This is a genomic window from Arthrobacter sp. Y3221114, from assembly GCF_059092625.1.
In genome coordinates this window covers 112,817-139,315 of the sequence record NZ_JBNHHW010000003.1, presented here as the reverse complement: position 1 = coordinate 139,315, position 26,499 = coordinate 112,817, and the positions used below count along the sequence as shown (strand labels likewise).

The window sequence follows — 26,499 nt, the reverse complement described above, 5'->3', positions numbered from 1 at the left end:
GCCGCCGACCTACCCGGCGGCGGCGCTCCGAACCGCGGACAGGGTCCTCGACCGCACAGAAAGTGACATGATGACCTCCCCAGATCAGCCCGCGCTCACGGTGCATGGCCTCGGCCTGCAGATCGGTGGCGCCCGCATCCTCGAGGATGTCGGATTCTCCGTCGCGACCGGAGAAATGGTCGGCGTGATCGGACCGAACGGTGCCGGCAAGACCACCTTGTTCAACCTCATCTCCGGAGTCCTGAAGCCGACGGCCGGTTCCATCACGCTCGACGGCAAGGACGTCACGTCGGCCTCGATCCACAGCCGCGCCCGCGCCGGCCTGGGCCGGACATTCCAGACGTCCAGCCTGTTCCCGCGGCTCAGCGTGCTGGAAAACGTCCGGCTCGCGGCCCAGGCAGCCCTCGGCGGAAGCGTCACGGTATTCCGGTTCCCCTCGCGGACGGATTCGGCGACCGCCGCCGCTAAGCAGAACGTGGCCGAGGTCGGGCTGGAGGACAAGCTGCACACCGCGGCCGGCGACCTCGCCCACGGCGACAAGCGCAAGGTGGAGATCGCCATGCTCCTGGCCGGCAACCCCTCGGTCATCCTGCTCGACGAGCCGATGGCCGGGGTGGCCTCCGGCGACGTACCGGGGCTGAGCGCGATCATCCGCCGGATGCACCGTGACCGCGGCTGCACCGTGATGATGGTCGAGCACCACATGGACGTGGTCCTCGGACTGGTGGACCGCGTGGCGGTCATGCACCACGGCAAGCTGCTGGCCATCGACACCCCGGACGCGGTGATGGCCAATCCGACCGTCCAGAGCGCCTACCTGGGAGAACCCGTATGAGCCAGCAACCGGAACGCGGCGCGGCCACGCCGCAGGACGCGGCTACGCCCACCGCGATGACCACGGCCGCGCCCACCGCGACCGCGGCCACCTCGCCGACCGCGACACGGCCGGGCGGCCACGCGCGCCCGGTGCTGGAGGTCGCGGGACTCAGCGCGCACATCGCCGGCCAGCAGGTGGTGGAGAACGTCAGCTTCTCCGTGCCGGCCACCGGCATCACCGCCCTGCTGGGCCGCAACGGCGTAGGCAAGACCAGCACCATCAAGGCCATCATCGGCCTGATCTCCCGCAGCGGCAGCGTGACGCTGGACGGTGCGCGGATCGACAAGGAAGCGACCTTCAAAATCATCCGCCGCGGGGTGGGCTACGTTCCGGAGGACCGGGAGGTCTTCTCCAAGCTGACCGTGGCGGAGAACCTGCGGCTGGCCGAGCGGGACGCCTCCCCGCGCCGGCAGCTGGTGGAGGAACTCTTTCCCGACCTGCTCAAGCGCGCCTCGCAGATGGCCGGGACCCTCTCCGGCGGGCAGCAGCAGATGGTCTCGCTGGCGCGGGCGCTGCTGAATGAGAACAAGCTGCTGCTGATCGACGAGCCGACCAAGGGCCTGGCGCCCAAGATCGTGCAGGAAGTCTCCGAGACGCTGGAACGGGCCGCCGCAAGGGTGCCGATCCTGCTGGTGGAGCAGAACCTGCAGGTGGTCCGCCAGCTGGCCGCCGGCGCGGTGGTGCTGTCCGGCGGGAGGGTGGTCCACACCACCGACAGCGCGCTGGACTTCCTGAACAACGAAGACCTGACCCAGCGGCTGCTGGGCGTCCACGCCGAAGGCGGGCACGACGACGAGGCCGCCCCCGCAGCCGCCGAGACCGGCACCGACCCGAACGGGGTGCACAAGTGAGTACCATCGTCCTGCTGACCGTCACCGGCCTGGGCCTGGGCGCGCTCTACTTCCTGGTGGCCTCCGGGCTGAGCCTGATCTACGGGCTGATGGGCGTGCTGAACTTCGCGCACGGCTCCTTCCTGACCCTCGGCGCGTTCGCCGGCTGGGAAGTGGCCCGCCGCGCTGGCGCCGACAACTGGTGGACCTTCCTCGGCTCGCTCCTGGTGGGCGCCGTCGTGGGGGCCCTGTTCGCCGCCTTCACCGAGTTCGTGCTGATCCGCAAGCTGTACGAGCGGCACATCGAACAGGTCCTGGTCACCGTCGGCCTCTCGCTGGCATCGGTCGCGCTGTTCGACGGGATCTGGGGCACCGACCCGGTCTATATCTCCGGACCCGAATGGTTCAGCCAGACCACCAGAATCCTCGGCGCCGACATTGCGAACGACCGCTTCGTGGCCATCATCGCGGCGGTGTTCGTGCTGCTGGGCCTGGTGTTCTTCCTCAAGCACACCCGCTACGGCATGATCATCCGCGCCGGCGTGGAAAGCCGCTCCATGGTCACCGCGCTGGGCATCGACGTCCGCAAGGCGTTCACGTTGGTCTTCGCCATCGGCGGCGCCGCGGCCGGCCTGGGCGGGGTGCTGGCCAGCCACTACTTCGGCTACGTCTCGCCGCTGCTGGGCGGATCGCTGCTGATCTTCGCCTTCATCGTCACCGTGATCGGCGGCCTGGGGTCGCTCACCGGCGCGGCCATCGCGTCGGTGGTGGTGGCGCTGCTGCAGCAGTTCGCGAACTTCTACCTCAACGGCACGGGGGACTTCGTCGTCGTCGTGGCCCTGGCCCTTGTCCTGCTCTTCCGGCCCTCCGGCCTGCTCGGGAGGAAATCATGACCACCAGCAAGACCGACCCGCAGTCGGACGCGCAGCCGAATCCGGGCCCCGCAGCCGCCGGGCACACCGATACCCCGGGCGCCGCCGGCGAAGGGACGCCGCGGCGCGGTCGGAAAGGCAGGGACGACGGCGGTGCTGCCGCCGGCGGAGTCCGCGGGCTGCTCAAGTGGGCCGCCGGGGGAGCGGGCGTGGTGTTGCTGGCCCTGCTGCCGCTGCTGAACCTCTCCCTGCCCGGCGTGCTGCCCGGGCCCACCTACACCCCGGGTTCGCTGCAGCTGATCGCCATGTGCATGCTGATGGCCGCCGCGGCGCTCAGCTACCACCTGCTGCTCGGCGTCACCGGCCTGCTGTCCTTCGGCCATGCGCTGTACTTCGGCGCCGGCGTCTACGGCCTCGGCGTCATCCTGGACACGTTCGACCTCCCGCTGCTCCCGGCCATGGGCCTGACGCTGCTGCTGGTCATCGTGCTGGCCCACGTGGTCGGCGCGGTCGGCCTGCGGGTGACGGGCATCCCGTTCGCCATGGTCACCCTGGCCTTCGCGGAGGCCGGCCACGTGCTGGTGGGCCGCAACCCCGGCCAGGCCACCGGCGGTGAAGAGGGCCTGACCCTGGCCACGGAGAACCTTCCCGAGGCGCTGCTGGGCGTGGCCAACACCCGCAACCTGTACTGGCTGGCGCTGATCGTGCTGCTGGTGGTCTTCGCCGTCGTCAGCTGGGTGCAGTTCAGCCGGGCCGGCCATGTGGCCGCGGCCGTGCGGGAGAACGAGCTGCGCGTGCGGGTCATCGGGCTGCAGCCCTATCTGGTCAAGCTGCTGGTGTTCGTGGTCGGCGGCGTGCTGGCCTCGGCGGTGGGGATGGTCTACCTGCTGCTGCAGTCCGGTGCCGTCCCGCGCAGCCTCTCGGCCGACTTCACCATCACCCTGCTGGTCATGGTGGTGCTCGGCGGCGTTGGCTCGCGCTGGGGAGCGGTCATCGGCGGCGTCTTCTACACCCTGCTGGACCAGCGGCTGACGGCGCTGGCGCAGTCGGAGGCCATCGCGAACCTGCCGGACATCCTGCGGATCCCGCTCTCGGAGCCGCTGTTCATCCTCGGTACACTGTTCATCCTGGTGGTCCTGTTCCTGCCCGGCGGCATCACCGGCGCGGTGCAGCGGGCCACCCTCAGCCGCGGCCAGCGCCGCCAGGCAGCAGCCCGGCAGCGCGAAATCCTGGAGAAAGCCGAGTGAACCTGCAGCCCCATCCGCCAGCCGGCGGGCTCCACACCCTCGGCCGCTGGACCGCCGACCGCGCGGTGTCCACCCCCGACCGGGTGGCGATCGACGACCGCGGGGTCAGCCTGCGCTACCGCGACCTCGATGCCCGGGCCGTCGCCCTGGCCGGGAGGCTGCGCGCCGCGGGCTACGGCGTGGGGGACCGGATCGCCACCCTGACCGGCAACTCCGCGGACCATGTGGTGCTGTTCTTCGCCTGCGCCAAGGCCGGCCTCGTGCTGGTCCCGCTGTCCTGGCGGCTGTCTCCCGGGGAGATCGCCGAGCAGCTGCAGCTGGCGGACCCGGCGCTGCTGCTGGTGGAGGATGAATTCGATGCCCTGGCGGCGGCGGCCGCCACGATGCTCCCGCTGCCGCCGCGCACGGCGGCGCTGGGGCCCTCGGGAGTGGAGCGGCACGTGCCCTGCCCCACCCGCCGGCTGGAGAGAGCCGCGGCGCCGGTGCAGCGGGAAGTGCGCGACGACGATGCCCTCCTGATGATCTTCACCTCCGGTACCGAGGGGCCGAGCAAGGCGGCCATCCTCACCCATGCCAACTGCTTCTGGACCAACCTCTCGCTGTCGCGGACCATGGAGCTCTCCAGCTCCGACGTGGTGCTGGCCGCGCTGCCGCAGTTCCATGTGGGCGGCTGGAACATCCAGCCGCTGCTGGCCTGGTGGACCGGAGCCACCGTGGTGCTGGAACGCACGTTCGACGCCGGCCGGATGCTGCAGCTGATCGCCGAGCGCAGGGTCACCACCATGATGGGCGTCCCCACCCAGTACGCCATGCTGGCCGAGCACCCCGGCTTCGCGTCCGCCGACCTCTCCAGCCTGCAGCACGCGATCGTCGGCGGGGCGTCCATGCCCGCGCCGCTGCTGCGGATCTGGCACAAGCGGGGCGTGGCCCTGAGCCAGGGCTACGGCCTGACCGAAGCCTCGCCCAACGTGCTCTGCCTGCCCAACGAAGACGCGGCCTCCATGATCGGCTACGCGGGCAAGCCCTACCCGCACGTCAGCGTGGCCGTGGCGGACCCGGCCACCGGCGAAATCCTCGACGGGGCGGCCACCGGGGAGCTGCTGGTCTCCGGACCGGGCGTGTTCGCCGGCTACTTCCGGAACCCGGACGCCACCGCGGCGGCGCTCGCGGGCGGCTGGCTGCGCACCGGCGACCTGGTGGAACGCACCGCGGACGGCTTCTTCCGCATCGTGGACCGGATCAAGGACCTCTACATCTCCGGCGGCGAGAACGTGGCACCGGCCCAGGTGGAGCAGGTCCTGCTCTCGCACCCGGCGGTGGCCGAGGCCGCCGTCGTCGGGGTTCCCGACGAACGCTGGGGCGAGACCGGGCTGGCCTACGTAGTGGTCCGGCCGGGCAGGATCACCGACGCCGAGGAACTGGCCGAACACTGCAGGGCGCAGCTGGCCGCCTTCAAGGTCCCCGGCCGTTTCGCTTTTGTGCCCGCGCTGCCGCGCACCGCACTGAACAAGGTGGTCCGGGGGAGGCTGCGGGAGGCCGCCGTCCGCCCCGTCCGCCACCCGCTGACCGCAGGATCGGAGCAGGAATCATGAGCGCTGCACCACGCACCGCCCGGGGCACCCGGACGCGGGCCAAGCTGCTGGAGGCGGCGGAAGCCGTGTTTGCGTCGGTGGGTTACCACGACGCCTCGATCGTCAAGATCACCGAGCAGGCCGACGTCGGGCTTGGCACCTTCTACCTCTACTTCGAGGGCAAGCAGGCCATCTTCGACGAGGTCGTCGAGGACCTCAACCGGCGGGTGCGCCATGCGATGACCGAGGCGGCGAAGTCGGCGGAGAACCGGCTGGAGGCCGAGCGGGCCGGGTTCAAGGCGTTCTTCCGCTTCACCGCCGAACACCCCGCGCTCTACCGGATCATTCGGCAGGCGGAGTTCGTGTCGCCCGGCGCCCTGCGGATGCACTACACGCGCATCGTCAACGGCTACATTGAGGGACTGAAGGCGGCGCAGGCCACCGGCGAGGTCCGGCCGATGGACCCGGACGTCGCGGCGTGGGCGCTGATGGGCATTGGCGAACTGATCGGCATGCGCTGGGTGCTCTGGGAGGACGACGCCGGTGCGCAGCCGGTCCCGCGGGAAGTGCCCGACCACGTATTCGAAGAAATGATGCAGTTCATTGAGCGGGCGCTGGCGCCCGGACAGCAGACGACGGAAGGACCCACCCATGGCTGAGAAGACTCTGACGGGCCGCAGCGCCATGGTGACCGGCGGGGCCAGCGGCATCGGCGAGGCCTGCGCGCGGGCCCTGGCCGACCGCGGCGCGAAGGTCACCGTGGCCGACCTGGACGGCGCGGCCGCCGAACGGGTGGCGCAGGAGATCGGCGGCGTCCCGTGGCAGGTGGACCTCAGCGATACCCGGGCGCTGGAAACGGCGGCGGTGGACACCGACATCCTGGTCAACAATGCCGGGATTCAGCGGATCAACCCGATTGAGGAGTTCGATCCGGAGGCCTTCCGGCTGATGCTTCGTTTGATGCTCGAATCCCCGTTCCTGCTGATCCGCGCGGCGCTGCCGGGCATGTACCAGCGCGGTTTCGGCCGGATCATCAACGTCTCCTCGGTGCACGGGCTGCGGGCCTCCGCCTACAAGTCCGCGTATGTCTCCGCCAAACACGGGCTGGAAGGCCTCTCGAAGGTCACCGCGCTGGAGGGCGGAGCACACGGGGTGACCAGCAACTGCATCAATCCCGGTTACGTGAAGACGCCGCTGGTCGAGAAGCAGATCGCCGACCAGGCCCGGATGCACCAACTGCCGGCGGAAGAAGTGGTGGCCAAGGTGATGCTCACCGAGAGCGCCGTCAAGCGCCTGGTCGAGCCGCACGAGGTGGCCTCGCTGGTGTGCTGGCTCGCGGGGCCCGACGCCGGCATGGTCACCGGCGCGTCCTACACGATGGACGGCGGATGGTCCAGCCGATGAGCGCCGAACCTGCAGCCCTGCCCTACGCCGCACTGGACGTGCCGGTCCGCGGCGGCACCCTGCGCACCGGCGTGTGGGGGCCCCGGGACGCCGAGGCGCCGGCCATCCTGGCCGTGCACGGGGTGACGGCCTCGCACCGCACGTGGGGCCTGCTGGCGCAGGAGCTTGACGGCGTGCGGGTGATCGCCCCGGACCTGCGCGGCCGCGGGCGCAGCAACGGGCTGCCCGGCCCGTTCGGGATGGCCGCGCATGCCGACGACCTCGCGGAGGTGCTCGCGGCACACGGCGTCGGCCGGGCCGTCGTCGTCGGCCATTCGATGGGCGCGTTCGCCTCCGTGGTGCTGGCCCGGCGCCACCCGCGGCTGGTGGAGTCCCTGGTGCTCGTCGACGGCGGCCTGCCGCTGCAGGTGCCGGCCGGGCTCAGCGACGAGGAGGTTATCCAGTCGGTGCTGGGCCCGGCGGCCCAACGGCTGGCCGCGACGTTCCCCAGCCGGGAGGCCTACCGGGACTTCTGGCGGGTGCACCCGGCCTTCGCCGAGCATTGGAACGCGCTGGTGGAGGACTACGTGGACTACGACCTCGCCGGCGAGCCGCCGCTGTTGCGGCCGGCGACGAATTACGAGGCGATGGCCCGAGACACCGCCGACCTGAACAGCGGCGCCGTCCTGATGGACGCGCTGGAATCACTCGACGTCCCGGCGCTGCTGATGCGGGCCCCGCGCGGCCTGCTGAACGAAGACGCGGGCCTCTACACGCCCGGATACGTGGACGGCTGGGCGCGGCGGCTGCCCGCACTGCGGGTCCGCGAGGTGGCCGGAACCAACCACTACACCATCGTCATGGACCGCCCGGGAGCGGCGGCGGTGGCGGAGGCCGTCCGCGACGCCATGGCCGGCCGGGCGGCGGGACGGGCCGTGGGCAAGGGGGCCGGTCCGGTGAAACGACACACCGAACAGGCTGCAGGATAAACTCAAGACTGCGTGCCTATAGTCGAGAGGCTGAGGTTTCTTCCCCCAAGCACAAGCCCTCGTCCTCGGCCTGAGGCACAAAGTAGTCATGATTCGATTCGATAACGTCACGAAGATCTACGACCAGAACTCTCGTCCTGCCTTGGACAAGATCAGTCTGGAGATCGACCGCGGCGACTTCGCGTTCTTGGTCGGCTCGTCCGGGTCCGGGAAATCCACGTTCATCCGCCTGGTCCTGAAAGAAGACCGCGCCACCCGTGGCTCGGTCTACGTCGCCGGCCAGAATGTGGCCAACATTCCCAGCTGGCGCGTGCCCAAACTGCGCCGCGGCATCGGCGTCGTGTTCCAGGATTTCCGGCTGCTGCCCAACAAGACCGTCTTCGCCAACGTGGCGTTCGCCATGCAGGTAATCGGGCGCAGCCGGGCGGTCATCCGCGAGACCGTGCCCGAGGTGCTCAAGACCGTGGGCCTGGAGGGCAAGGACCACCGCATGCCGCACGAGCTTTCCGGCGGCGAGCAGCAGCGCGTCGCCATCGCGCGCGCCGTCGTGAACAAGCCGGGGATCCTGCTGGCCGACGAACCCACCGGCAACCTGGATCCGACCACCTCGTTGGGGATCATGAAGGTGCTGGACCGGATCAACCAGAACGGCACCACCGTGGTGATGGCCACGCACGACAACGTGATCGTGAACGAAATGCGCAAGCGCGTGATCGAGCTGCGCGACGGCGTGCTGGTCCGCGACCAGTCCGAAGGCATCTACCTGGGCGAACCGGAGGAGGCCAAATGAGACTGGCTTTTATCCTCGGCGAAATCGGTTCCGGCCTGCGCCGCAACCTGTCCATGGTGGTCTCCGTGGTGCTGGTGACCTTCATTTCGCTCAGCTTCGTGGGCGCGGCCGGCATGCTGCAGATGCAGATCAACCAGATGAAGGGCTACTGGTACGACAAGGTCCAGGTGGCCATTTTCCTGTGCGTTGACACCTCGACGACGGCAAGCTGCGCGGCCGGCCCCGTGACCGACGAGCAGCGTGCGGAAATCGAGGCCACGCTCACCAGTCCGGCCGTGGAACAGTACGTGGACACCTATCTGTACGAGTCGCAGGACGATGCCCTGGGCCACTTCCGCGACCAGTTCGCGAACTCCCCGATCGTGGACTCGGTGACGGCCGACCAGCTGCCGGAGTCCTTCCGCGTCTCGCTGGTGGATCCGCAGAAGTACGAGGTCATCAACGAGATCTTCTCTTCGCTGCCCGGCGTCGAAGTAGTGGTGGACCAGCGCGAGATCCTGGAAAAGGTCTTCAGCGTCATGAACATTGCCTCGCTCGTGGCGGTGGGCATCGCCGTCGTCATGATCGTCTGCGCCATCCTGCTGATCGCCACCACCATCAGGCTTTCCGCCTTCAGCCGGCGCCGGGAAACCGGGATCATGCGCCTGGTCGGCGCCTCCAAGGTGGTGATCCAGCTGCCCTTCGTGCTGGAAGGGGTGATCGCCGCCGTGCTCGGGGCACTGCTGGCCTCGGTCACCCTGTGGGCCGTGGCGCACTTCTTCATCGGCGACTGGCTGGCCAGCCAATACCCCGACACGGCCTTCATTTCCTCCAGCACCATGCTGGTGATCGGTCCCGCGCTGGTGCTGCTGGGCGCCGTTCTGGCCGGAATATCGTCCCTTTTGACCCTGCGCCGCTACCTTAAGGTCTAGACTCATGACACGTGCACAGAACTTGACATTGGGGAGCCAGGCTGTGAGCCGTACTAAGCCGCGGAAGAAATGTCTTTCGCAAGGGATTTTGAGTGCCGCCATGGCCGCCCTGCTCGCGTTCTCGCTGGGCTCCGCCGGGCCCGCCCAGGCAGACGACCTCGACGACCGCAAGGCCGCCCTCGACCAGGAAATCCAGCAGATCGAATCGTCGCTGGAGTTCCTCAACGCCGACATCGTCGAGGCGGTCAAGGAACTGAAGCAGCACCAGAGCCGGCTGCCGGCGGCCCAGCAGAAGCTCGCCGAGGCCGAGGGCCGGGTTGACGCCGCCGCCAACAAGGTCGCCGCACTGGCGCAGCGCGTGGACCTGGCGCTGCAAACCAAGGACAAGATCAACCAGCAACTGGCCAGCGACGCCGCGGAGCTGAAAGAAACAAAGAAGGTCATCGGCCAGATCGCCACCCAGGCCTACAAGCAGGGCGGCGTGCCGTCCAACCTGTCGCTGTTCTTCGGTTCCGACGGCGACGCCGGCCTGGCCAGCACCATCGACCTGGCGGACCAGGCGCTGCGCAGCCAAAACGCGGCACTGGACAAGCTGGCCCAGCAGAACGCCACGAATGTGAACTCCCAGGCGCGGCTGGAAGCCGTGGAGGAGGAGATCCGGGACCTGAAGGCGCAAGCCGAGGAGGCGCTGGCGGCCGAGCAGGTCGCCCGCGACGAGGCGGCCGCCGAAAAGCAGAAGGTCGACCAGCTGATCGCCGAGACCTCGGCGCTTTCGGACAGCCTGCAAGCCAAGAAGCCGCAGATCGAGCAGGAGTTGGCCAAGACCGAGCAGGCCCAGAACCAGGTGCTCTCGCAGATCAAGGAGCGGCAGGAACGGCTCCGCCGCGAGGCGGCGGAGCAGGCCAGGCGCGAGGCTGAGGAGCGGCGCAAGGCCCAGGAAGCCTGGGAGCGGGAACAGGCGCGGATTAAGGCAGCACAGCAGGCGGCGCGCAACAGCGGCCAGCCGGTGCCGCAGCTGGTCCCGAGGGTGCCGCCGCCCCCTCCGGCCAGCCAGGCGCCGTCGTCCTTTGGATTGATCTCCCCAGTGAACGGGCCGATCACCTCCGGCTACGGCTGGCGGCCTACTCCGGCGGGCACGATGGACTTCTACGGCACCGGCGGCTACATGCACAGCGGGATCGACTACGGTTCCGCCTGTGGCACGCCGGTCTACGCGCCGGCGGCCGGCACGGTGGCGCGCGCGGACAGCACGGTCTGGGGCGGCGGCAACAGCGTGACGATGAGCCACGGCGTGGTCGGCGGCAACGCGCTGGACACGAACTTCTACCACATGACCCGTTATGTGGTGTACGCCGGCCAGAGCGTGGGCCGGGGCCAGTTGATCGGCTACGTGGGCAGCACCGGAAACTCCACCGGCTGCCACCTGCACTTCGAAACCATCGTCAACGGCAGCTTCGTCAATCCGATGAACCTGCTCTAGGCTTCCGCGGCGGCATTTGGCGCTGCGGCACGCAAACGCCGTGGCGCCGCTATAATGGAACGTTCCGACGACGAAGGAGTACCCCGTGCCCAGAGAAAGTGGCCGAAAGGTAGTGGCCACCAATCGAAAGGCCCGGCACGACTACCACATCATGGATACCTACGAGGCCGGCATGGCCTTGATGGGGACCGAGGTGAAGTCTCTGCGCGAGGGCCGTGCGTCGCTGGTGGACGGCTTCGCCATCTTCTACAACGATGAGTTGTACCTGGAATCCGTGTACATCCCGGAATACCTCAACGGCAGCTGGACCAACCATGCCGCCCGCCGCCGCCGGAAGCTGCTGCTGCACCGGGCCGAGCTGGAGAAGATCGCCCGGCAGACCCGGGAATCGGGCTACACCATCGTGCCGCTGCAGCTGTACTTCAACGACGGCCTGGCCAAGGTGGAGATCGGCGTGGGCCGCGGCAAAAAGGACTACGACAAGCGCCAGACGCTGCGCGAGAAGCAGGACAACCGCGAGGCACTGCGCGCCATGCGGGAAAAGAACCGCGGGGTCTGAGGCACCGCCGCTTCACCGCTCTCCCATGCCGTGCTGCGCGGGGGAAACCCGGTGCGTGGCATCAGTCCGCCGTCAGGGACCGGCGCACCAAATCCAGCCACCCCGGTAGGCCGCCGCTGGCCAGCGCCTTCCGCTGGCGCTGCGCACCGTTGCCCTCCAGCCGCAGCCGTGCGGCCTGCTCGCGAACCCAGCCGCGATCCCCGTGTTGCTCCAACGCCTCATCGATGTGACGCAGCAACAGCTCGAGGACATCGAACGCGGGCCAGAGGGTGGCCGAATCCAGATGCACCAGTTTCTCCGACAATCCGAACCGGGCCGCCTGCCAGAGCGCCACGTCCAGATGTTCCGGATGGAAGTTGGTGACCGGGCGACCGGCGACGACGGCGGCCTGCTCGGTGGCGACCAGCGCCCGGACCAGCCCGGCCAGCAGCACGCTGTCGGCCGCGGTGAGCTGGCTGTCGGCGGCCCGGATCTCGATGGTGGGGTAGTGGTCTGCCAGTCTGGCCAGCCAGGAGAGGTGTCCGGGATCGGGTACCACCCCGGAGGCGTACAGCTGCCGCACCCGGACGCCGTAGTCGTGCAGGTCCGCGAAGTACGGCGGGCAGCCCTGGACCTGCCAGCGGCGGTACAGGATGGTGCGCCAGCTGGCGAAGCCGCTGTCCGCATGCCGCCAATACGGTGAGTTGGCGGCGACGGCGGTGAGCAGCGGGAGCCAGGGCCGCAGCCGGTTAAGGACCTGCAGCCGCACCTCCGGATCCGCCACTTCCACGTGGATGTGCATACCCGTCACGTACTGGTCGGCGATGAGGGCTGGAGCGCGCTCGGCAATGCTGCGGTACCTGGGGGTGTCGGTCACGGATGCCGGGCGCAGGTCGGCGTCGAAAATCACGCCGATGCCGGCCGCGGCCGACCCTGTTGCGGCGGCGCTGCGGGCCAGCTCCCGGCGGAAGTCCAGCAGGGCTTCTGCGGCCTCGGACAGCTGGCGGCACACCGGGGTCGAGGTTTCCACCTGGCAGTCGAGCAACTCGTAGCTGACCCATTCCGGGGCGGCTCCCAGGCGCAGGTTGGCCCGCACAGCCGGGCCGGTCGTCACCGGAAAGGCAGTGCGGGGGTGCATCAGGAGGAATTCTTCTTCGATGCCGAACGTTGCCGGGGTGAGCGCCGGCGTCGGTGGCGTGCCTTGGGCTCCGCCCACAACCATGGTTCGAGGGTAAATCCCGCGACCGCACGCTGGCTACGCCGGAGCGGCGGGAATACATCGGTGCCGGCATGGGTTACACTGGGTGGTCCGGACAGGTAACTGCCCGGCACCAATGGTTATTTTGATAACTACATACGGGGATGACAGGTTTCGACGATGTTAGTCGCGCCAGGGGAAGCGGGCCGAGGATGCAGAGTTATCTCGGAAACGCTCTCTGCAAACCAATAAGTGCCGAATCTAAGCGCACTGACTTCGCTCTCGCTGCCTAAGTAGCATTGCAAGTCCGTCAGCCCGGGGTCGCTCTCGCCCCGGATGCTGGCGTCATTAAGAGGGCCACTGCTGAATACCTTCGCCGTTGGGGTATTCGGGACATTTAGACGGCTGGGCCCGGGTCAACCACCTGTTTGCGGGATGGTTGGGGCCAAGAAAACCCGAAGCAAACTGCGCCCGGAGAAGTCCTGGCAACACAACATCGGACGGGGGTTCAATTCCCCCCATCTCCACTGATTTAGCCCCGGTTTTCCGGGGCTTTTTGTTTTGCCCGTTGACACGGGGCCGGGCTCCGTTGACACGGTGCTGCGATTCCGGCATGGCCAGCATCAGGGAACGGCCACGTTCCAACTGCGCAGGCTGAGAGGTGAACGCGATCTCATGGATCAACGGGACCCATGAGCCTGCTCAGGAACAGACGCGCCAGCGACAAAAGGGGCAGGAAAGGCATAGTGCATCGCCTGCTGCTCCTCCATGGAGGCCGGGTCGGCGCACCTCCCGCAGTCTTCATACAAAATCTCGAACCTGTTTACCGGCGCTCAGGCCCAGCTACGGTAGGCGCCCGGGCAGGAGGTTCCGAATCACCGGGAAACCGTCCCGGATGCCCCGGTGGTCCCGGACGATCCATCGTCCACGAGCTGGCGGAAGTTTTTGGCGGCCGCGGCGACCGGTCTTTCCAAGGGGCCTTGTCCCAGCCACCGGCTCCAGATCAGGCCGAACGCCATGGCCACTGCAATATGGATGATGAACCACAGGACGGGTTCCTCGTAGTGCACCTCGAGGCTGAGCGCGAGCAGGTGCGCGGAGTAGAGGGTCAGTGTCATCGACCCCATCGCGGCGAGGGGCGCCAGCCAGCGTGCACCCGCCAGCTCGACCAGGAGGAACACACCGGTCACCATCAAACCGATGCCGAGGCTGCTGGCGATCGCCAGCGGCGTGTTGGTGTGCGGTGTCGCAATGGCCAGCCACCACGCGGAGGAGTCCGGAATGGTCCCGAATCCCCACACGATCTCATGGTCCAGTTCTTCGCCCGACATCCCGCTGGCAGCCACCAGCTTTTTAAACCCTCCCATGGCATACAGCAGGAGTGCTGAGGCCACGTTGGCCAGGATCGCCAGCCCTGCGCCGATCCCGGCGAGATAGCCCTGCACCTTGGGTTTTCGCAGATCCAGCCGTCCGATCCCCAGCCCGGTCAGGATGTAGCACACGTACATCAGTGCCGGATATGAGCCGGTCAGCAGTAGATCCGAGGCCACGCCGGCCGGCTCGAAGAAGAGATGCTCCAGGGAGGGGTTGAACGTGGACGATGTCGGAAGCATTGGATCCAGCTTCTGCAGCAGGACCGGCGAAACGATGCCGAAAACCGCTGCACTGATGAACAATGTTCTGGGCCGCAGATGGAGGAACGGAATGGCCAGCAGGAAGAACACCGAATAGTAGAGCAGAATGCCGTAGGCCGGGGGGTCCTCCTGCGGTATGAAAGCCCCGATCACCAGGGCTATCACTCCGATCAGGGCGGCCCGCACGAGCAGTCCCACGCGGTTCCCCGCCATCCTCCGCCCTTGGTGCGGTCTGTGCCCGGCGGTGGACAGGGCCAGGCCCACTCCGGCCAGGAGGGCGAACAGCGCAGCGGAGTCGCCGGAGAACAAAAGCCACGACAGGGTTGGCTCGTGAGTTTCCTCGTCCGCCGCCGGCAGGATGTGAATGGCGATCAGCCCGATGAGGGCCAGGCCGCGGGCCGCGTCAATGCCGATCAGCCGCCGCCGATTCTGCATCGACTTAGCGTCTGCAGGACCAACGCCGGGTCCCTGCCTGTCCTCAATAGGGCCCATCTTCGTCCTTCTCTCTTTCGGTGTGTCTACCTGGGGGGTGCCCATGTCTTCCGCAACCTCTTCGTCATTCGTTCCTCGTTCACTTTCTCGTGGGGGGGCCGGCACACTCAGCGAGGAGCCCTTCGGGCCCTACTGGTCCAGTCCGCCGTGGCGCGAGAGACACACTCTGGCCCCGACCACCGGGGTCCAGCCCCCAACCAGCGGCACGACAGTCGTTTCGACGCCGTTCACCGCTAATACCTCGGCCTCGACACCCGGCTCGAAGCAGCCAGGCCGTCGGGGGCCTGGGATGGCCTCCCAGCCGGAGATAGCCACCACGTCCCCGACGATGACGTCGAGCCCACCGATGGTGGCCTGCGGCCCTTGGGCGGAGACGACGGTGCCGTGGTCCGCCGGGGCCGCCGGGGCGGCCAGATCGGGAGCGGCATTGTCCTCCTGGATGCGACGCTCGGGCATTAGGGAGGCGATAGTGAACGCGGCCATCAGGCGGCCCACCCGTCAGGATGGGGGGAGATTAAGGCCGCAGATTGGGCAGTGGCGTCGTCGATGTCCCGGCGCAGGAATCCCTCGATCTCGGCGCGCGCAGCGTTGACGCCCGCCGGGTGCAGACCGACGGCAAGGTCGCCGACGTTGCCCTGGGTGCGGGAGTCGGCGGCAGCGAGTCTTTCTCCGGCACCGACGATTGCGATAGTGGACATGCTCTGCGGCCGATCGGCTCGCATACATCCAGTACTCCACGACGAGTTAAGGAACTGGACTCGTGCCCCAGGCTGGGATTTTCCGTTCACCGTCGCCATCACGTTCACGCATCCCTTGTAGGTGCGACCGGCACCAATCCGAGAGGACGAGGCCGACAGGTCCTGAACGGGACCCGCCTTATCAGGATGGCAAAGGCACTCTGCGCTGGCGTTGCGTGATTCTCACAATTCTCTCAAGGAGGACCGCGATGTAAGCAGCCATGAAAAACTGCCAGTCTGCTGGTCACGCTGATGTCCTGCGGACAGGCGCGAAGAGCCGGCCATGATCCCGCTTCAAGGCGGTGTTCACGGTCACTCGGTGGCGCATACGTCCGTGACGAGGGGCGCCAGACAAAGCTGATAGCGGCCTCGCTCACGTGACGTGATGGCCGAGCACTACGCGTCCATCTAGGTGCTGAGCTTCTTCTCCGGACGCCGAGGAGCCCCATGGGCCTCGGCCCTTGGGAGCCGGATCGTGGAGGAGGTTGTGCTAGCTCAGGAACGCACGGAGCGGGGCAAGAGCAACTCGAAGCGCGCTCCACGGCCCACGCCTGCGCTGTTGGCCTGAAGTCTCCCGCCATGGGCCTCCACCAGTGCCCTGCTGATCGACAGACCCAGGCCCGATCCGGGACCGGATTCCCTCCCGGCACGGGCTCGATAGAACCGGTCGAAGACATGGGGCAGATGCTCAGGCGGAATCCCGTCCCCGGTGTCCGTCACGGCGATCGTTACCGCGTCCCGGGCGTAGTCGGTGTGCACCGTAATCCTCCCTCTAGCAGGGGTATGGCGCAGTGCATTAACCAGCAAGTTACCCAGCACCTGGCCGATCCGCTCCCGGTCCATAAGCACTGGCCCTGTGTCCGGTCCGGACGTAGTGATGCTGAGCGTGATGTCCTTAGCCGCGGCTTCCTGCTGTACCGAGGCGACTGCCTCGGCGACCACCTCCGCCGGATACTGCGGAACCAATTGGAGATGGACGAGACCTTCTTCGGCCTGGGCCAGCAGCCGGATGTCCCCGGCCAATCGTTCGAGCCGGCCAGTTTGTGAGTACAGGATGCGGGTAGTCTCCTCATCCATCTCCAGCACCCCGTCTTCGATCGCCTCCAGATGGGCCTTGATGCTGGCGAGCGGGGTGCGCATCTCATGAGCCAGATCGGCCAGCATCTGGCGCCGCGTGGTGTCCACCGCCGAAAGCCGGGCGGCCATGTCACTGAAAGAGGACGCCAGGGTATCGAACTCCGGGCCCAATCCTGGCGATGTGAGCTGGACCTGGTAGTCGCCCGAGGCCACCTGCTCGGCGGCAGAGCTGAACGCCGTCAGTGATCGGCCTATCGTCCGATACAGGTAGACGCTGAGCCATACAGCGATAAAAAGGGCCGGAAGCCCCCCGACAATCACGGCACTGAGGCTGACCTTGCGGAAGGCGCCCTGCAGGATTTCCTCACCGACACGCGCCGCCTCCCGGGCATGGCCGGACACCGCCAGCTCATGGGAGAACATCGACGGGCCGAACCACAGGACCGTCAGCAGCGTAAGGACCAACCCCACCAGCAGCACCAAGGCCTGCGCCAGCATCAACCTCAGCGTCAGCGGTTGCCAGGAGGTCACAGTAGGCGTTGGTGCCCTCGTCATAGTCCATCTCCCATCCGGTACCCAACCCCGCGGGCCGTATGGATGAACCGGGGGGCGGCGGCGGGATCGCTGAGCTTCTTGCGGATCCGCCCGATGTGGACGTCCACGAGGTGCTCGTCCCCGTTCCACTCTGCGTTCCAGATCATGTCGACCAGCTGCCGACGGCTGAGCACCTGCCCGGGATGCTCCACCAAGGTGGTAAGCAGATCGAACTCGATCCGAGTGAACGGTACCGGTTCCCCGTCCACGTGGACCTGGCGTGCGGCACGGTCCACCACAAGATTCCCGATCGTTATGGTCCGATCGACCGACGTTGGCTCGGCTCTGGGTGCCGAGTCGAGTTGGTGCATCCGGCGCAACCTCGCCTGCACCCGGGCCAGTAGTTCACGCTGGCTAAACGGTTTTGTCATATAGTCATCGGCCCCCACCGACAGCCCCATGACCTTATCCACCTCATCATCCCGGGCCGTGAGCATCAATACGTGGCAGTCGGAGAACATACGCACCCGTCGGCAGACCTCGATACCGTCCAGCCCCGGCAGTCCCAAATCCAGTACCAGAACATCCGGTGCGAAAGCCCGAACCGCCTCCACCGCCTTCGCCCCGTCATGGCACACCGTCACCTCCAGCCCGAACTTGCGCAGGTACTTTTCCACCACGCGGGCCAAAGTGACCTCATCATCGACCACCAGTACGCGGCCTGCTCGAACTACAGACATAAAAGACTCCTTAGCGTGCAGCAGGCCCAATAGCTGCTCAGGCGCAAGAACCGCATCGTTGCCGCTCCGCGTGTACGACCATTGTGCTGGAGAATCGAGGACCAAGACAGCAGTGACCGAAACCGACGTGGCGGTGAACGATTTCCGACATTGACTGATACGCGACTGAGCCCATTACCTACACTGATTTAGTCCGGTTTCCCGGGGCTTTTCTTAGCCCGCGGACCGGCAGTTGCCGACGACGGCGAAGCCCGCCTGAGTAGGTAAGCACGGGATAAACCGGCCCGGCCTGGGAAATCCGGAGACGGATTTGTTCCGCCGGTGGCTGGTACATGCTTCCTGGCCTGGGCCGTCTCGCGCTAGCGCAGGCGTGCGGTGGAGAGCGAGTACCTGTTGGCCGTGTTGTACCCGGTCTTGGATCCGGTGACCCGCACCTTGATCGTGTCCCACCGGTCCGTGGCGGTGAGCCGGTAGGTCTTGCCCGTGGCGCCGCGGATGGCCGTGCCGGAGCGGTACCACTGGTACTTAAGGGTGGTGCCCGCCGTCCAGGTGCCCGGATACGCGGTCAGCGTGTAGCCTGGCCGCAGCGTGCCCTTGATGACCGGTGCGGACGTGCGCAGGGTGCCCTTGGCAATCGCGGACGGCTTGGCCGAGTAACGGTTCAGGCTGGTGTAGCCGCTCTTGTATCCGGTCACCCGGACGGAGATCTGCTTCCCGGCGTCGGAGCCGGTGAGCACATAGGTGCGGCCCGTCGCCCGCGAGATCGCCGTCGTGCCGCGGTACCACTGGTACTTCAACGTGGTGCCCGAGGTCCATGTTCCGGCGCTGGCAGTCAGCGTGTGGCCGACCTTCTTCGTGCCGGCGACCGTGGGGGTGGCCCCGGCGAGGGTGCCGTAGATGGTCCCGCTGGGGTCGGAGGTCGTGGCGACCGGTGTGTAGCCCGGGGCGGTGCCGGTGACGCGGACGGTCAGGTATTTCCCGGCGTCGGCCGCGGTCAGGATGTACCGGCCGGCGGTGGCCCCACTGATTTCCGCACCGGACCGGAACCACTGGTACGCAAAGGTTGTGCCGGCAGTCCAGTTGCCCGGGACTGCGGCCAAGGCGTAGCCGACCTTGCGGGTTCCGCTGATCGCCGGCTCGGAGCTGGCCAGCAATCCCGGGGCGATCTTGGGCGTCGACTCGGAGGTGTTGCTGCCGTCGGCGTAGCCGTCCTTGGTCACGTGGACCTTCAGGGTAAAAGTATGCCCGGCGTCGGCACCGGTCAGGGTGTACGTGCGGCCGGTGGCCTCCGGGACAGGGTTTCCGCTGCGGTACCACTGGTAGGCGACGTTGACCGGTTCCGGCCCCCAGTCTCCATCGGTGCCGTACAGGACGCTGCCGACGCGCATGACTCCCGAGATTTTCGGGAGACCGTAGGGGTACGGACTGAAGTCGAGTGACGAGGTGGCGTCGACAAGCCCGGCTCCACATCCATCGGCACACGTACCGGGAAGTGGCCGGGACTTTTTTTTGAGCTGGTCTTCGATCTGCGCCGGCGTCCAAGCCGGTCGTGCGGCAAGGATCAGGGCGGCCACGCCGGCGACGTGCGGTGCGGCCATGGAGGTGCCCTGGAGGTAGGAGTAGCCCTCGGTGCCCGGGGTGGTCGTGCCCTGGTTGTGCGTGGAATAGATGCGGTGGCCCGCTCCGGTGCTCCTGTCGCCGCCGGGGGCGGTCACGTCGATCATGGATCCGAAGTTCGAATACGGGGCACGGTTGCCTTCGCGCCCGCTGGCAGCGACCGCGATGACGTTCTTGCAGTTCGCCGGGCTCGACTGGGAGGCATCCTGGTTCTCATTGCCGGCTGCCACGACGACGGCCGAGCCGGCATTTACGGCATAGTTCACCGCTGACTGGAAGGTGGCGGAGCACAGCCCGGAGCCGCCGAGCGAGAGGTTGATGACGCGGGCCGGGTTGGCATTGAGCGGGACGCCGGGGACTTCACCACCTGCCGACCAGATAACGGCGTCGGCGATGTCGGACATGTAACCGCCGCAGGCTCCAAGGGCGCGGACCGGGAGAATCTTCGCGTCGGGCGCGACGCCGGCCACGCCCTGACCGTTGCCGGCGGTGGCGGCGATGGTGCCGGCGACGTGGGTGCCGTGCCAGGAGGAGTCGGAGGAGTCGTTGTACCCGCAGTCACCGGGGCCGTACCAGTCGCCTTCATCCCGGGGGTCCGGGTCCCGACCGTCGCCGTCACGGGCGGAGGCCGGGTAGGAGATCATGTCATAGCCGGGCAAGATATTCGGGTTGAGGTCGCTGTGCTCGGTGATGCCGGTGTCGATGACGGCGACGGCGACACCATCCCCGCGGCTGACGTCCCAGGCTCCCGGCACGCGCATCCCGGCCTTGTCCTCGAAGAAGTCCCACTGCCGGCCGTAGTGCTCGTCGTTCGGGGCCGCTGCCACCGGTTGCATGCGCTGATCCGGTTCGGCGAATTCGACGGCCGGGTCCGCTTCGAGCCCGGCGACCAGTTCCCTGGACTCGGTGTCGTTGAGGGCCTTGCCGGTGGTGATGACCCGGGCCCCGGTGGCCGTGGCGCGCAGTTCCTTTACACTGACGCCCAGTTCCTTGGCCGTACGCCCGTAGGCCTTTCCGCGGCCAGCGGAGCTGCTCGCGGCCTTGTCCCTGAACTTCACGATGAACCGGTCGGTTGGCATGTCGCGCGGACCCAGGTACTCGGACGGGGAACCGGGCAGTCCCGGTTCATCGGTGGCCGAGGCCGGAAGGGCGAAGAGCGTTCCACCGAGGACCGCGGCGGCGGTGAACGAGGCCAGTCCGGCGAGGAGGCGGCGGGGCAGGGGCGAAGGCATGGGTGTCATCCTTACGGGCTGGGTCCCGGGAAGCTGGTGCAGGACAGACGGGATGCGACGTTGCGCCCACGAGGTTCAGTGTAACGATTATCCTGCGGTGCACAGCCCCCTGCCAAGGGCTCGAATTGGTCGCCACCCGGTCGTGGCGGAGTCTGACGGCCTCCCGCCAGCCTGTAAAGACCCCACTCCGGTTTGGAGGCTGATCGGTGGAAATTCGCCGCTTTCGCTTGCAAGCCCCTCCGCTCACGACGTAACGATTAAGTTGCAACATCCCCAACGAATGGAGCAACACATGTCATCGTTTGCTAAGACCAAGGCCCGGCAGTTGGCCGCTGGAGTTTTCGTGGCAGGCGTGGTGACTGCCGGAGGCGCAGGAGCCGCTTCTGCTCACGAAACACGGGATTCGTTCGTGGCCATCACGGCCGAGGACGTAACCATCGTGCCGGCCCCGGCCCCGGTCGAGGAAGCTGAACCGGTCGTCGAGGACGGTCCCGCGGAGGAAACCCCCGCTGAGGAGCCGGCTGCCCCGGCACCGGTCGAGGACGACGCCCCGGTCCCGGACGAGGGTGAAGAGCCCGTCGAGCCTGTGCCCGGGGAAGACCCGGTAGAGGAACTTCCGGTTGAGGAATCGGCTCCGGTGGAGGAAGAGCCTGCACCGGCACCTGTTGAAGAGCCGGTAGTGGAAGAACCGGCCCCGGCTCCGGTTGAGGAACCGACCCACGCCTGGAAGGCCGTCAAGGCCGGGACCGACGCCGCGTGGAAGTCGGCAAAGACCGAGGCTGACGCCGCGTGGAAGTCCGCAAAGGCGGAGGGAAGCGCGGACTGGAAGGCCGTCAAGGCTGAAGGAAAGGCCGACTGGAAGACAGCCAAGGCTGAAGGAAAGGCCGTGTGGAAGGCGGCCAAGGCCGCCGAGAAGGGCATCGACGAGACCGAGTAATCCCGCCCAGCTCCGCCATCCGGGGCGGCCTTCCTTCGGGGAGGCCGCCCTTTGCGTGCAGGCAGGAGGCCGGTCGGGTTCGCCGCCGGTTGGTGGCGAAAAGCTTACTTCGTTAACCGGGCGGCCAGCCGATGGCCCGCCGCCAGGGGTCAGTCGCCGGGAGGTGCCACGTCGACGATCCCGATGAACCTGGTGCCGATGCCGTCATACTCGCTGCGGACCCATCCTGCCGGCGCCCCGGGGAGATCCCCGGGATCATGGTGCCGACAGTAGACATAGGTGAATTCCGGCCACCATTTCTTCGGCCGGGCAGACTCGGTAAGGCCGCATATGGTGCACTGCAGCGCTGTCCAGACAGGCCGCTTGCCGGTGCGGTTGGCGCGCGACTGGGCCAGCCAAGCCGGTGGGTTCGCGTCCATCGCGGCGAGTTCCTCCTCGGATATGCGCGACGGGATGCCGTGGCGTTTCGCCATCTCCGGTGGAATATCGAGGAACTGGGCTGCTTCGCGTCTGGTAATCATCACCTACCACCATGGACCGGGAGGCCAGCTGCAGCAACTTCGTGCCGTGATCCGGCGCCGGCCGCTCTGCGCCGCACCGGCCATCCCCGTGCAGCTTCATCACCCTTGGGCCGCGCCCGTCAACCGCCTGTGCCTGGCGGTGTCCGTCGAGTCGCGGGCCGGGTTGCCGGCATATATGGCGTTCTCCGGCACGTCTTCTCCTTTCATGAGCAACGAGTCGGCCTCGAGTGAGACGCCATCGCCCACCACGGCGCCGTAATTGACGAAGGATTCGACGCCAAAGGAACACCGGTTTCCCACCGTGATGTAGTCCGACTTGAACGTACCGTCTTCCATCGAGTGGCCTTGAAGGGCTGTGCCTTCGTTTAAGGCGCAGTCGTCGCCGATTGAGACAAGTGTCTTCTCCGGGATGTTGCAGCCGGCATCGTAGAGACGCTTGCCAACCTTGACGCCGAGCATCCTCCAGACAATCGATTTGAAGGGCGTGCCGTTAAAGGGCGGGGTGGCGAGCATCTTCCACAGACGTTCGTGGTGCCAGAAGTACGGGTCGTAGATCGAACAGTACTGCGGTTTCAGCCTCCGGAAGCCCATCACCAAGCGCTCGACGAGCACGGTGAGCAGGACAAGGTAGATAACGAAGCCCAATGTTCCGACGGCGACCGCCAACGCGCCGAAATCATCGTAGATTGTTGCGGATGCTGCTGCGATCAGTGTTCCGGAGAAGAACACGAACCAGCGCACACCGAGGAAGATTCCCATGGAAGCGATATTGTGCCGGTTCTTGGCCGGCAGGCGCCGGTTTTTCGCCTCTTCAATCTTCAGTTCATCGAACCGGCTGTCCCGCTGAACGGACCGCGGAATCTCGAACGGCGGCGATCCCAGCAAGCCGGTATTTTCCCGGACCGGGCCGTCGATCGGAATCATCACCTTCGTCGCCAACAAAACGTTCTCTCCCACCCGGGCCTCGATGGGGAAGGTGAGGTCGTTTCCCAGGAAGTTGCGGCCCGCGATCCTGACACGAGACAACTGGAACGAGGTGCTGGAATAATCGGCGTTCATCATGTTCAGGCCGTCGGAAACCATGGTCCCGTAGCCGATGGTATTCAGGTAGGGCGAATCGTGAGACACCTCGGGGCCGAAGTTCGAGCCTGTCTGCTCCACCTTCTTGCCAAGGTCGTAGCCCAGCGCCTTCAGGAAGTGCACGATGTACGAACTGTCGCCGAAAACATCCTTGTACAGCTTGGCGTTCGTCATCCCGGCAACCATCCGCTGGAGCGTGAAATGCACGCCGTACAGCGGGTAGACCCTGTCCGGCTTGAGGGCGAGGTTCAGGAGCCGGGGGATAGTAAGGACCGCGATGAGACCGCCGACGAAGGAGGCAAGGAACAAGGTAAGGGTGATGAGCAGGGTATCGACGTAGAAGGACGCGTTGTCCATTTTCAGGTGTTCGCTATCCAAATACGGCGGCAGCAGCGCTGACAAGGCGACGAGTACGACCGGCATGACCAGGACTAACCGGTTGACAAGCTGCAGCAGGGTGAAAATGACCCTTCGGCGCGTGCTGCAGCGTACGGGCGGGACCCTGCGGTAGTTCGTTTCCGTAGGTACTGCAGGCGAGCCGTGCCAGCGCTGACCGTCCGGTATCGCCTGGCCCGTCTGCAGCGAGGATGCATGGCCCAGTTGAGCGCCGTCGCCCATGGACGTGTCGATGTCCAGCGTCGTCTTTTGCGACACAAGGACATCGCGGCCCAGCGTTACCGTGCCCGTCTCGATGACGCCGCTGCGGGCGCGGTAGGCGAGGAAGAATGAATTTTTATGAATGACCGTGCCGTCGCCGATGGTCACGAGGTCGGTGCACACCGGCACCATGCGGGAGAAAATGGCAACGCCCTTGCCGATTCTGGCCCCCAGCGCCCGAAGATAGAGCACGTATAGAGGCGAGCCGACGAACAAGACGAGCGGATTGCTCCGGTTGAGTGTCTTGACGACCCAGAACCGGACGTAGGTCCAGCTCCAGAGAGGAATGTCCTGACGCTTCCAGCGGCCAATGAGAATCCACTTCAGGACGATCGGGGTGATGGACAGTACGAAGAACATGGCGGCGCCGAATCCGACGGATCGCAGCCACATATCGATCAAGGTGGTTCCTTCGGAAACCCAAACGAAGGACATGACGAGCAAAGAGGCAGCGTAGGTCGTGTAGCCGAGGAAGAACATCAGCTGCACTACGCCGCACAAGATGTGCCGGCGCGTGCTCGGCGCGGGCCGCAGGACCGGCTCCGTCTCGTCCGCCCCGGATCCTGACAGTTCGGCGGCAGCCTGTGCCGTGGCGAGGACGACGGCAAGCTGGCGGATAGTCGGATGCTGGTAGATATCCTGCATGGCCACCGGCGGCAGCGCGGCCCTGCGCCGGACGGCCGCCGAAAAGCTGGCCATGAGCAGCGAATTCGCTCCCAGGTCGTTGAAAAAGTGGGCCGTGGCGGAGACTTTCTCCACGCCCAGGACCCCCGCGAGGCAGCCGGCCAGTATTTCCTCTGCCTCGGTACCTGGTGCGCTGTAGTCGTGAGTACCGCCGGTGAGCCGTGGTTTGCTGGGGAGCGGCAGCTTCTTCCGGTCGGCCTTGCCGCTGGGCATGACGGGTATTTCAGCGCATTGTTCGAGGTAGGCCGGGACCATGTAGCCGGGCAGCGTCTCGCTCAGTTTTTCGGCGATGCTGGCCTCGTCGACTTCCGCGGTGTCCTGGCGCAGCGTGTAGTAGGCAACCAGTTCCACGAGTCCGGGGGTTGGCTCGTAGGTGCTCACTACTGCTTGGGCGATTCCCGGCACCTGCAGCAGGACGGACTCAATTTCAGCAAGTTCGATGCGGTAACCGCGGATTTTGACCTGGGTATCGATCCGGCCGTGGTACTCGATGGTTCTGCTCTCGCTGAACCGCCCCAGGTCCCCCGAGCGGTAGATCCGGCCTGAGGGATTGTTGTCGATGCCGAGGAAGTCCTCGATAAAAACCCGCTCGGTCAGGTCCTCACGGTTGACATACCCACGGGCCAGCCCGATCCCGGCGATCCCGATTTCGCCCAGTTCCCCCGGGGGCAAGGCGCGCGGCTCATCCGGATCAAGGATCACCGCCGAGTACGTCGGCAGCGGACTGCCGAGGGTCACCGGTTTGTCCGGATGGACCACATCCCAAGTCGCGGTGACGGTTGCCTCCGTTGGACCATAGACGTTCAGGAACCTGCGGCCCGGACGATGCCATCGGGTGATGAGGTCACGCGGACAGGCCTCGCCGGAAACCAGTAGGAACCGCAGGTCGGGCAGTTCCTCGTCGAGGGTGGCCAGCAGCGTTGGAACGCAGCACATGGCGGTCACCCGCTGGTCCCGCAGGAACTGGCCCAGTTCCATGCCAAGAAGGCTGACGCCGCCGGGTTTGGGCACCAGCGTTGCACCGACCATCCACGGGACCCAGGTCTCCTCCACCGAGAAGTCGAAGGCGATCGTCATGCCTTGGTAGACGCGGTCCGTCGGCTGGTAGCCGTACACTTCGGCTGCCACGAGCACGAAGTTGCAGATGCTGGGATGGTCGATGGCCACACCCTTGGGGCGGCCGGTCGAGCCGGAGGTGTAGATGATGTAGGCCAGATCGCCCGCGGGCCCCGCCTGTTCTCCCCGGGACAAGCGCGAGGGATCCTGCGTGGCCACCAGCGGTTCATCCTCGTCGAGGCAGAGGATGGTCGCAGCCGTTTCGGGCATCCGGTCACGCAGGTGGGAGAGCGACAGGACAAAATTCACGCCCGCATCCTCGACAATGTACGCGAGACGCTCGGAGGGGTATCCGGCGTCGAGGGGAACAAATGCGGCACCGGCCTTCAGAACTCCCAGGATGGCCGTGTAGGACCGGATTGGCTGGTCAAAGAGCAGCGCGATCCGGTCGCCCGGCCGCGCGCCGCGCGAGATCAGGTACCGCGCAAGCTGGTTCGCCCGGGCGTCGAGCTGATTGTAGGTCAGCGACTGCCCGGCGCTGTCGACGGCGAGCCGTCCCCCCTCGCCGTCGCGCCGCAGCTCGTCGCAGCGGTTCTCGAAGAGCCGTTCGAGCCTGTCCCCGTCGTGCCAACGTGCCGCGCCGTTGCCGGGGGCGCCGGTGAGGATGGTGCTGGCGGCCGCGGCGGGGCCGGGGCGTTTCGGGGTGTGGTCTGTCTGCCGATGCCGGGCACTGCGGTCTGCAGGAGCGCTCATGCCGCTTCCTGCTGCCGCTTGCCCGGTTGCCGGACAGCCTCGAACACGATCGCGCAGGCGGT

The 26,499-nt window shown here is 66.8% G+C and carries 22 protein-coding genes and 1 other RNA gene; 14 read left to right on the top strand and 9 right to left on the bottom strand.

Features of this window, described 5'->3' with window-relative positions; translation table 11 throughout:
- The first annotated feature begins 70 nt into the window (after nucleotides 1-70).
- From AC5RV3_RS07620 to smpB, 12 genes are all read left to right on the top strand, one after another.
- Nucleotides 71-835 carry an ABC transporter ATP-binding protein gene (locus AC5RV3_RS07620; protein ID WP_493989186.1) on the top strand — a complete coding sequence of 255 codons (765 nt, stop codon included), beginning with the start codon at nucleotides 71-73 and terminating at the stop codon, nucleotides 833-835.
- A complete protein-coding gene (locus tag AC5RV3_RS07615) occupies nucleotides 832-1,728 on the top strand; it encodes an ABC transporter ATP-binding protein (protein ID WP_494121599.1) in 897 nt (298 codons plus the stop codon). The genes AC5RV3_RS07620 and AC5RV3_RS07615 overlap by 4 nt, the downstream gene beginning before the upstream one ends.
- On the top strand, nucleotides 1,725-2,600 hold the full coding sequence (locus AC5RV3_RS07610; RefSeq protein WP_494121598.1) for a branched-chain amino acid ABC transporter permease: 876 nt from the start codon (nucleotides 1,725-1,727) through the stop codon (nucleotides 2,598-2,600). The genes AC5RV3_RS07615 and AC5RV3_RS07610 overlap by 4 nt, the downstream gene beginning before the upstream one ends.
- Nucleotides 2,597-3,826, top strand: a complete 1,230-nt coding sequence (locus AC5RV3_RS07605; RefSeq protein WP_494121597.1) for a branched-chain amino acid ABC transporter permease — start codon at nucleotides 2,597-2,599, stop codon at nucleotides 3,824-3,826. Before AC5RV3_RS07610 ends, AC5RV3_RS07605 begins: the two co-directional genes overlap by 4 nt.
- On the top strand, nucleotides 3,823-5,418 hold the full coding sequence (locus AC5RV3_RS07600) for a class I adenylate-forming enzyme family protein (protein ID WP_494121596.1): 1,596 nt from the start codon (nucleotides 3,823-3,825) through the stop codon (nucleotides 5,416-5,418). The genes AC5RV3_RS07605 and AC5RV3_RS07600 overlap by 4 nt, the downstream gene beginning before the upstream one ends.
- On the top strand, nucleotides 5,415-6,056 hold the full coding sequence (locus AC5RV3_RS07595) for a TetR/AcrR family transcriptional regulator (RefSeq protein WP_494121595.1): 642 nt from the start codon (nucleotides 5,415-5,417) through the stop codon (nucleotides 6,054-6,056). Before AC5RV3_RS07600 ends, AC5RV3_RS07595 begins: the two co-directional genes overlap by 4 nt.
- Nucleotides 6,049-6,801, top strand: coding sequence for a 3-hydroxybutyrate dehydrogenase (locus AC5RV3_RS07590; RefSeq protein WP_494074994.1), 753 nt, complete (start codon nucleotides 6,049-6,051; stop codon nucleotides 6,799-6,801). The genes AC5RV3_RS07595 and AC5RV3_RS07590 overlap by 8 nt, the downstream gene beginning before the upstream one ends.
- On the top strand, nucleotides 6,798-7,769 hold the full coding sequence (locus AC5RV3_RS07585) for an alpha/beta fold hydrolase (RefSeq protein WP_494121594.1): 972 nt from the start codon (nucleotides 6,798-6,800) through the stop codon (nucleotides 7,767-7,769). The genes AC5RV3_RS07590 and AC5RV3_RS07585 overlap by 4 nt, the downstream gene beginning before the upstream one ends.
- Before the next feature lie 88 nt (nucleotides 7,770-7,857).
- Nucleotides 7,858-8,559, top strand: coding sequence for a cell division ATP-binding protein FtsE (ftsE, locus tag AC5RV3_RS07580; RefSeq protein ID WP_493979073.1), 702 nt, complete (start codon nucleotides 7,858-7,860; stop codon nucleotides 8,557-8,559).
- Nucleotides 8,556-9,470 carry a permease-like cell division protein FtsX gene (ftsX, locus tag AC5RV3_RS07575; protein WP_494113739.1) on the top strand — a complete coding sequence of 305 codons (915 nt, stop codon included), beginning with the start codon at nucleotides 8,556-8,558 and terminating at the stop codon, nucleotides 9,468-9,470. Before ftsE ends, ftsX begins: the two co-directional genes overlap by 4 nt.
- A gap of 100 nt (nucleotides 9,471-9,570) precedes the next feature.
- Complete coding sequence (locus tag AC5RV3_RS07570) at nucleotides 9,571-10,950, top strand: peptidoglycan DD-metalloendopeptidase family protein (RefSeq protein WP_494121593.1); 1,380 nt, start codon at nucleotides 9,571-9,573, stop codon at nucleotides 10,948-10,950.
- 85 nt (nucleotides 10,951-11,035) lie between these two features.
- Nucleotides 11,036-11,509 carry an SsrA-binding protein SmpB gene (gene smpB / locus AC5RV3_RS07565; RefSeq protein WP_494121592.1) on the top strand — a complete coding sequence of 158 codons (474 nt, stop codon included), beginning with the start codon at nucleotides 11,036-11,038 and terminating at the stop codon, nucleotides 11,507-11,509.
- A 61-nt stretch (nucleotides 11,510-11,570) separates the two neighbouring features.
- On the opposite strand, the gene AC5RV3_RS07560 is transcribed toward smpB, so the two are convergent.
- Complete coding sequence (locus tag AC5RV3_RS07560) at nucleotides 11,571-12,710, bottom strand: carboxylate-amine ligase (RefSeq protein ID WP_494121591.1); 1,140 nt, start codon at nucleotides 12,708-12,710, stop codon at nucleotides 11,571-11,573.
- Between the two features lie 136 nt (nucleotides 12,711-12,846).
- Between AC5RV3_RS07560 and ssrA the strand changes: the two genes are divergently transcribed.
- Nucleotides 12,847-13,216, top strand: a transfer-messenger RNA (tmRNA) gene (gene ssrA, locus AC5RV3_RS07555).
- 345 nt (nucleotides 13,217-13,561) lie between these two features.
- Here ssrA and AC5RV3_RS07550 read toward each other — a convergent pair.
- The 6 genes from AC5RV3_RS07550 to AC5RV3_RS07525 form a co-directional block, all read right to left on the bottom strand.
- Nucleotides 13,562-14,755: a heparan-alpha-glucosaminide N-acetyltransferase domain-containing protein gene (locus tag AC5RV3_RS07550; RefSeq protein WP_494121590.1), complete on the bottom strand. Its 1,194-nt coding sequence runs from the start codon at nucleotides 14,753-14,755 to the stop codon at nucleotides 13,562-13,564.
- A 186-nt stretch (nucleotides 14,756-14,941) separates the two neighbouring features.
- On the bottom strand, nucleotides 14,942-15,268 hold the full coding sequence (locus tag AC5RV3_RS07545; RefSeq protein ID WP_494121589.1) for a hypothetical protein: 327 nt from the start codon (nucleotides 15,266-15,268) through the stop codon (nucleotides 14,942-14,944).
- 26 nt (nucleotides 15,269-15,294) lie between these two features.
- The gene (locus tag AC5RV3_RS07540) at nucleotides 15,295-15,510 is read right to left on the bottom strand and encodes a hypothetical protein (protein ID WP_494121588.1); all 216 of its coding nucleotides are present in this window, start codon (nucleotides 15,508-15,510) and stop codon (nucleotides 15,295-15,297) included.
- A 534-nt stretch (nucleotides 15,511-16,044) separates the two neighbouring features.
- Nucleotides 16,045-17,181, bottom strand: a complete 1,137-nt coding sequence (locus tag AC5RV3_RS07535) for a sensor histidine kinase (RefSeq protein WP_494121587.1) — start codon at nucleotides 17,179-17,181, stop codon at nucleotides 16,045-16,047.
- Nucleotides 17,178-17,900, bottom strand: coding sequence for a response regulator (locus AC5RV3_RS07530; protein ID WP_494121586.1), 723 nt, complete (start codon nucleotides 17,898-17,900; stop codon nucleotides 17,178-17,180). The genes AC5RV3_RS07535 and AC5RV3_RS07530 overlap by 4 nt, the downstream gene beginning before the upstream one ends.
- Before the next feature lie 359 nt (nucleotides 17,901-18,259).
- Nucleotides 18,260-20,749 carry a S8 family serine peptidase gene (locus tag AC5RV3_RS07525; RefSeq protein ID WP_494121585.1) on the bottom strand — a complete coding sequence of 830 codons (2,490 nt, stop codon included), beginning with the start codon at nucleotides 20,747-20,749 and terminating at the stop codon, nucleotides 18,260-18,262.
- A 292-nt stretch (nucleotides 20,750-21,041) separates the two neighbouring features.
- Between AC5RV3_RS07525 and AC5RV3_RS07520 the strand changes: the two genes are divergently transcribed.
- Nucleotides 21,042-21,686 (top strand): hypothetical protein, encoded by a 645-nt coding sequence (locus AC5RV3_RS07520; protein WP_494121584.1) that lies wholly within the window; start codon nucleotides 21,042-21,044, stop codon nucleotides 21,684-21,686.
- A 149-nt stretch (nucleotides 21,687-21,835) separates the two neighbouring features.
- On the opposite strand, the gene AC5RV3_RS07515 is transcribed toward AC5RV3_RS07520, so the two are convergent.
- The gene (locus tag AC5RV3_RS07515) at nucleotides 21,836-22,207 is read right to left on the bottom strand and encodes a hypothetical protein (protein ID WP_494113734.1); all 372 of its coding nucleotides are present in this window, start codon (nucleotides 22,205-22,207) and stop codon (nucleotides 21,836-21,838) included.
- A gap of 99 nt (nucleotides 22,208-22,306) precedes the next feature.
- Nucleotides 22,307-26,437, bottom strand: a complete 4,131-nt coding sequence (locus tag AC5RV3_RS07510) for a Pls/PosA family non-ribosomal peptide synthetase (protein WP_494121583.1) — start codon at nucleotides 26,435-26,437, stop codon at nucleotides 22,307-22,309.
- Between the last annotated feature and the right edge of the window lie 62 nt (nucleotides 26,438-26,499).

Bases quoted from the DNA above. Each gene is read 5' to 3' on its own strand.
- AC5RV3_RS07615 (WP_494121599.1), top strand. From the start codon at position 832: ATGAGCCAGCAACCGGAACGCGGCGCGGCCACGCCGCAGGACGCGGCT.
- AC5RV3_RS07515 (WP_494113734.1), bottom strand. From the start codon at position 22,207: ATGATTACCAGACGCGAAGCAGCCCAGTTCCTCGATATTCCACCGGAG.
- AC5RV3_RS07595 (WP_494121595.1), top strand. From the start codon at position 5,415: ATGAGCGCTGCACCACGCACCGCCCGGGGCACCCGGACGCGGGCCAAG.
- AC5RV3_RS07535 (WP_494121587.1), bottom strand. From the start codon at position 17,181: ATGACGAGGGCACCAACGCCTACTGTGACCTCCTGGCAACCGCTGACG.
- AC5RV3_RS07550 (WP_494121590.1), bottom strand. From the start codon at position 14,755: ATGCAGAATCGGCGGCGGCTGATCGGCATTGACGCGGCCCGCGGCCTG.
- AC5RV3_RS07590 (WP_494074994.1), top strand. From the start codon at position 6,049: ATGGCTGAGAAGACTCTGACGGGCCGCAGCGCCATGGTGACCGGCGGG.
- AC5RV3_RS07545 (WP_494121589.1), bottom strand. From the start codon at position 15,268: ATGCCCGAGCGTCGCATCCAGGAGGACAATGCCGCTCCCGATCTGGCC.
- AC5RV3_RS07540 (WP_494121588.1), bottom strand. From the start codon at position 15,510: ATGTCCACTATCGCAATCGTCGGTGCCGGAGAAAGACTCGCTGCCGCC.
- AC5RV3_RS07570 (WP_494121593.1), top strand. From the start codon at position 9,571: ATGGCCGCCCTGCTCGCGTTCTCGCTGGGCTCCGCCGGGCCCGCCCAG.
- AC5RV3_RS07520 (WP_494121584.1), top strand. From the start codon at position 21,042: ATGTCATCGTTTGCTAAGACCAAGGCCCGGCAGTTGGCCGCTGGAGTT.
- AC5RV3_RS07605 (WP_494121597.1), top strand. From the start codon at position 2,597: ATGACCACCAGCAAGACCGACCCGCAGTCGGACGCGCAGCCGAATCCG.
- AC5RV3_RS07585 (WP_494121594.1), top strand. From the start codon at position 6,798: ATGAGCGCCGAACCTGCAGCCCTGCCCTACGCCGCACTGGACGTGCCG.
- AC5RV3_RS07510 (WP_494121583.1), bottom strand. From the start codon at position 26,437: ATGAGCGCTCCTGCAGACCGCAGTGCCCGGCATCGGCAGACAGACCAC.
- ftsX (WP_494113739.1), top strand. From the start codon at position 8,556: ATGAGACTGGCTTTTATCCTCGGCGAAATCGGTTCCGGCCTGCGCCGC.
- ftsE (WP_493979073.1), top strand. From the start codon at position 7,858: ATGATTCGATTCGATAACGTCACGAAGATCTACGACCAGAACTCTCGT.
- AC5RV3_RS07530 (WP_494121586.1), bottom strand. From the start codon at position 17,900: ATGTCTGTAGTTCGAGCAGGCCGCGTACTGGTGGTCGATGATGAGGTC.
- AC5RV3_RS07560 (WP_494121591.1), bottom strand. From the start codon at position 12,710: ATGGTTGTGGGCGGAGCCCAAGGCACGCCACCGACGCCGGCGCTCACC.
- AC5RV3_RS07620 (WP_493989186.1), top strand. From the start codon at position 71: ATGACCTCCCCAGATCAGCCCGCGCTCACGGTGCATGGCCTCGGCCTG.
- AC5RV3_RS07525 (WP_494121585.1), bottom strand. From the start codon at position 20,749: ATGCCTTCGCCCCTGCCCCGCCGCCTCCTCGCCGGACTGGCCTCGTTC.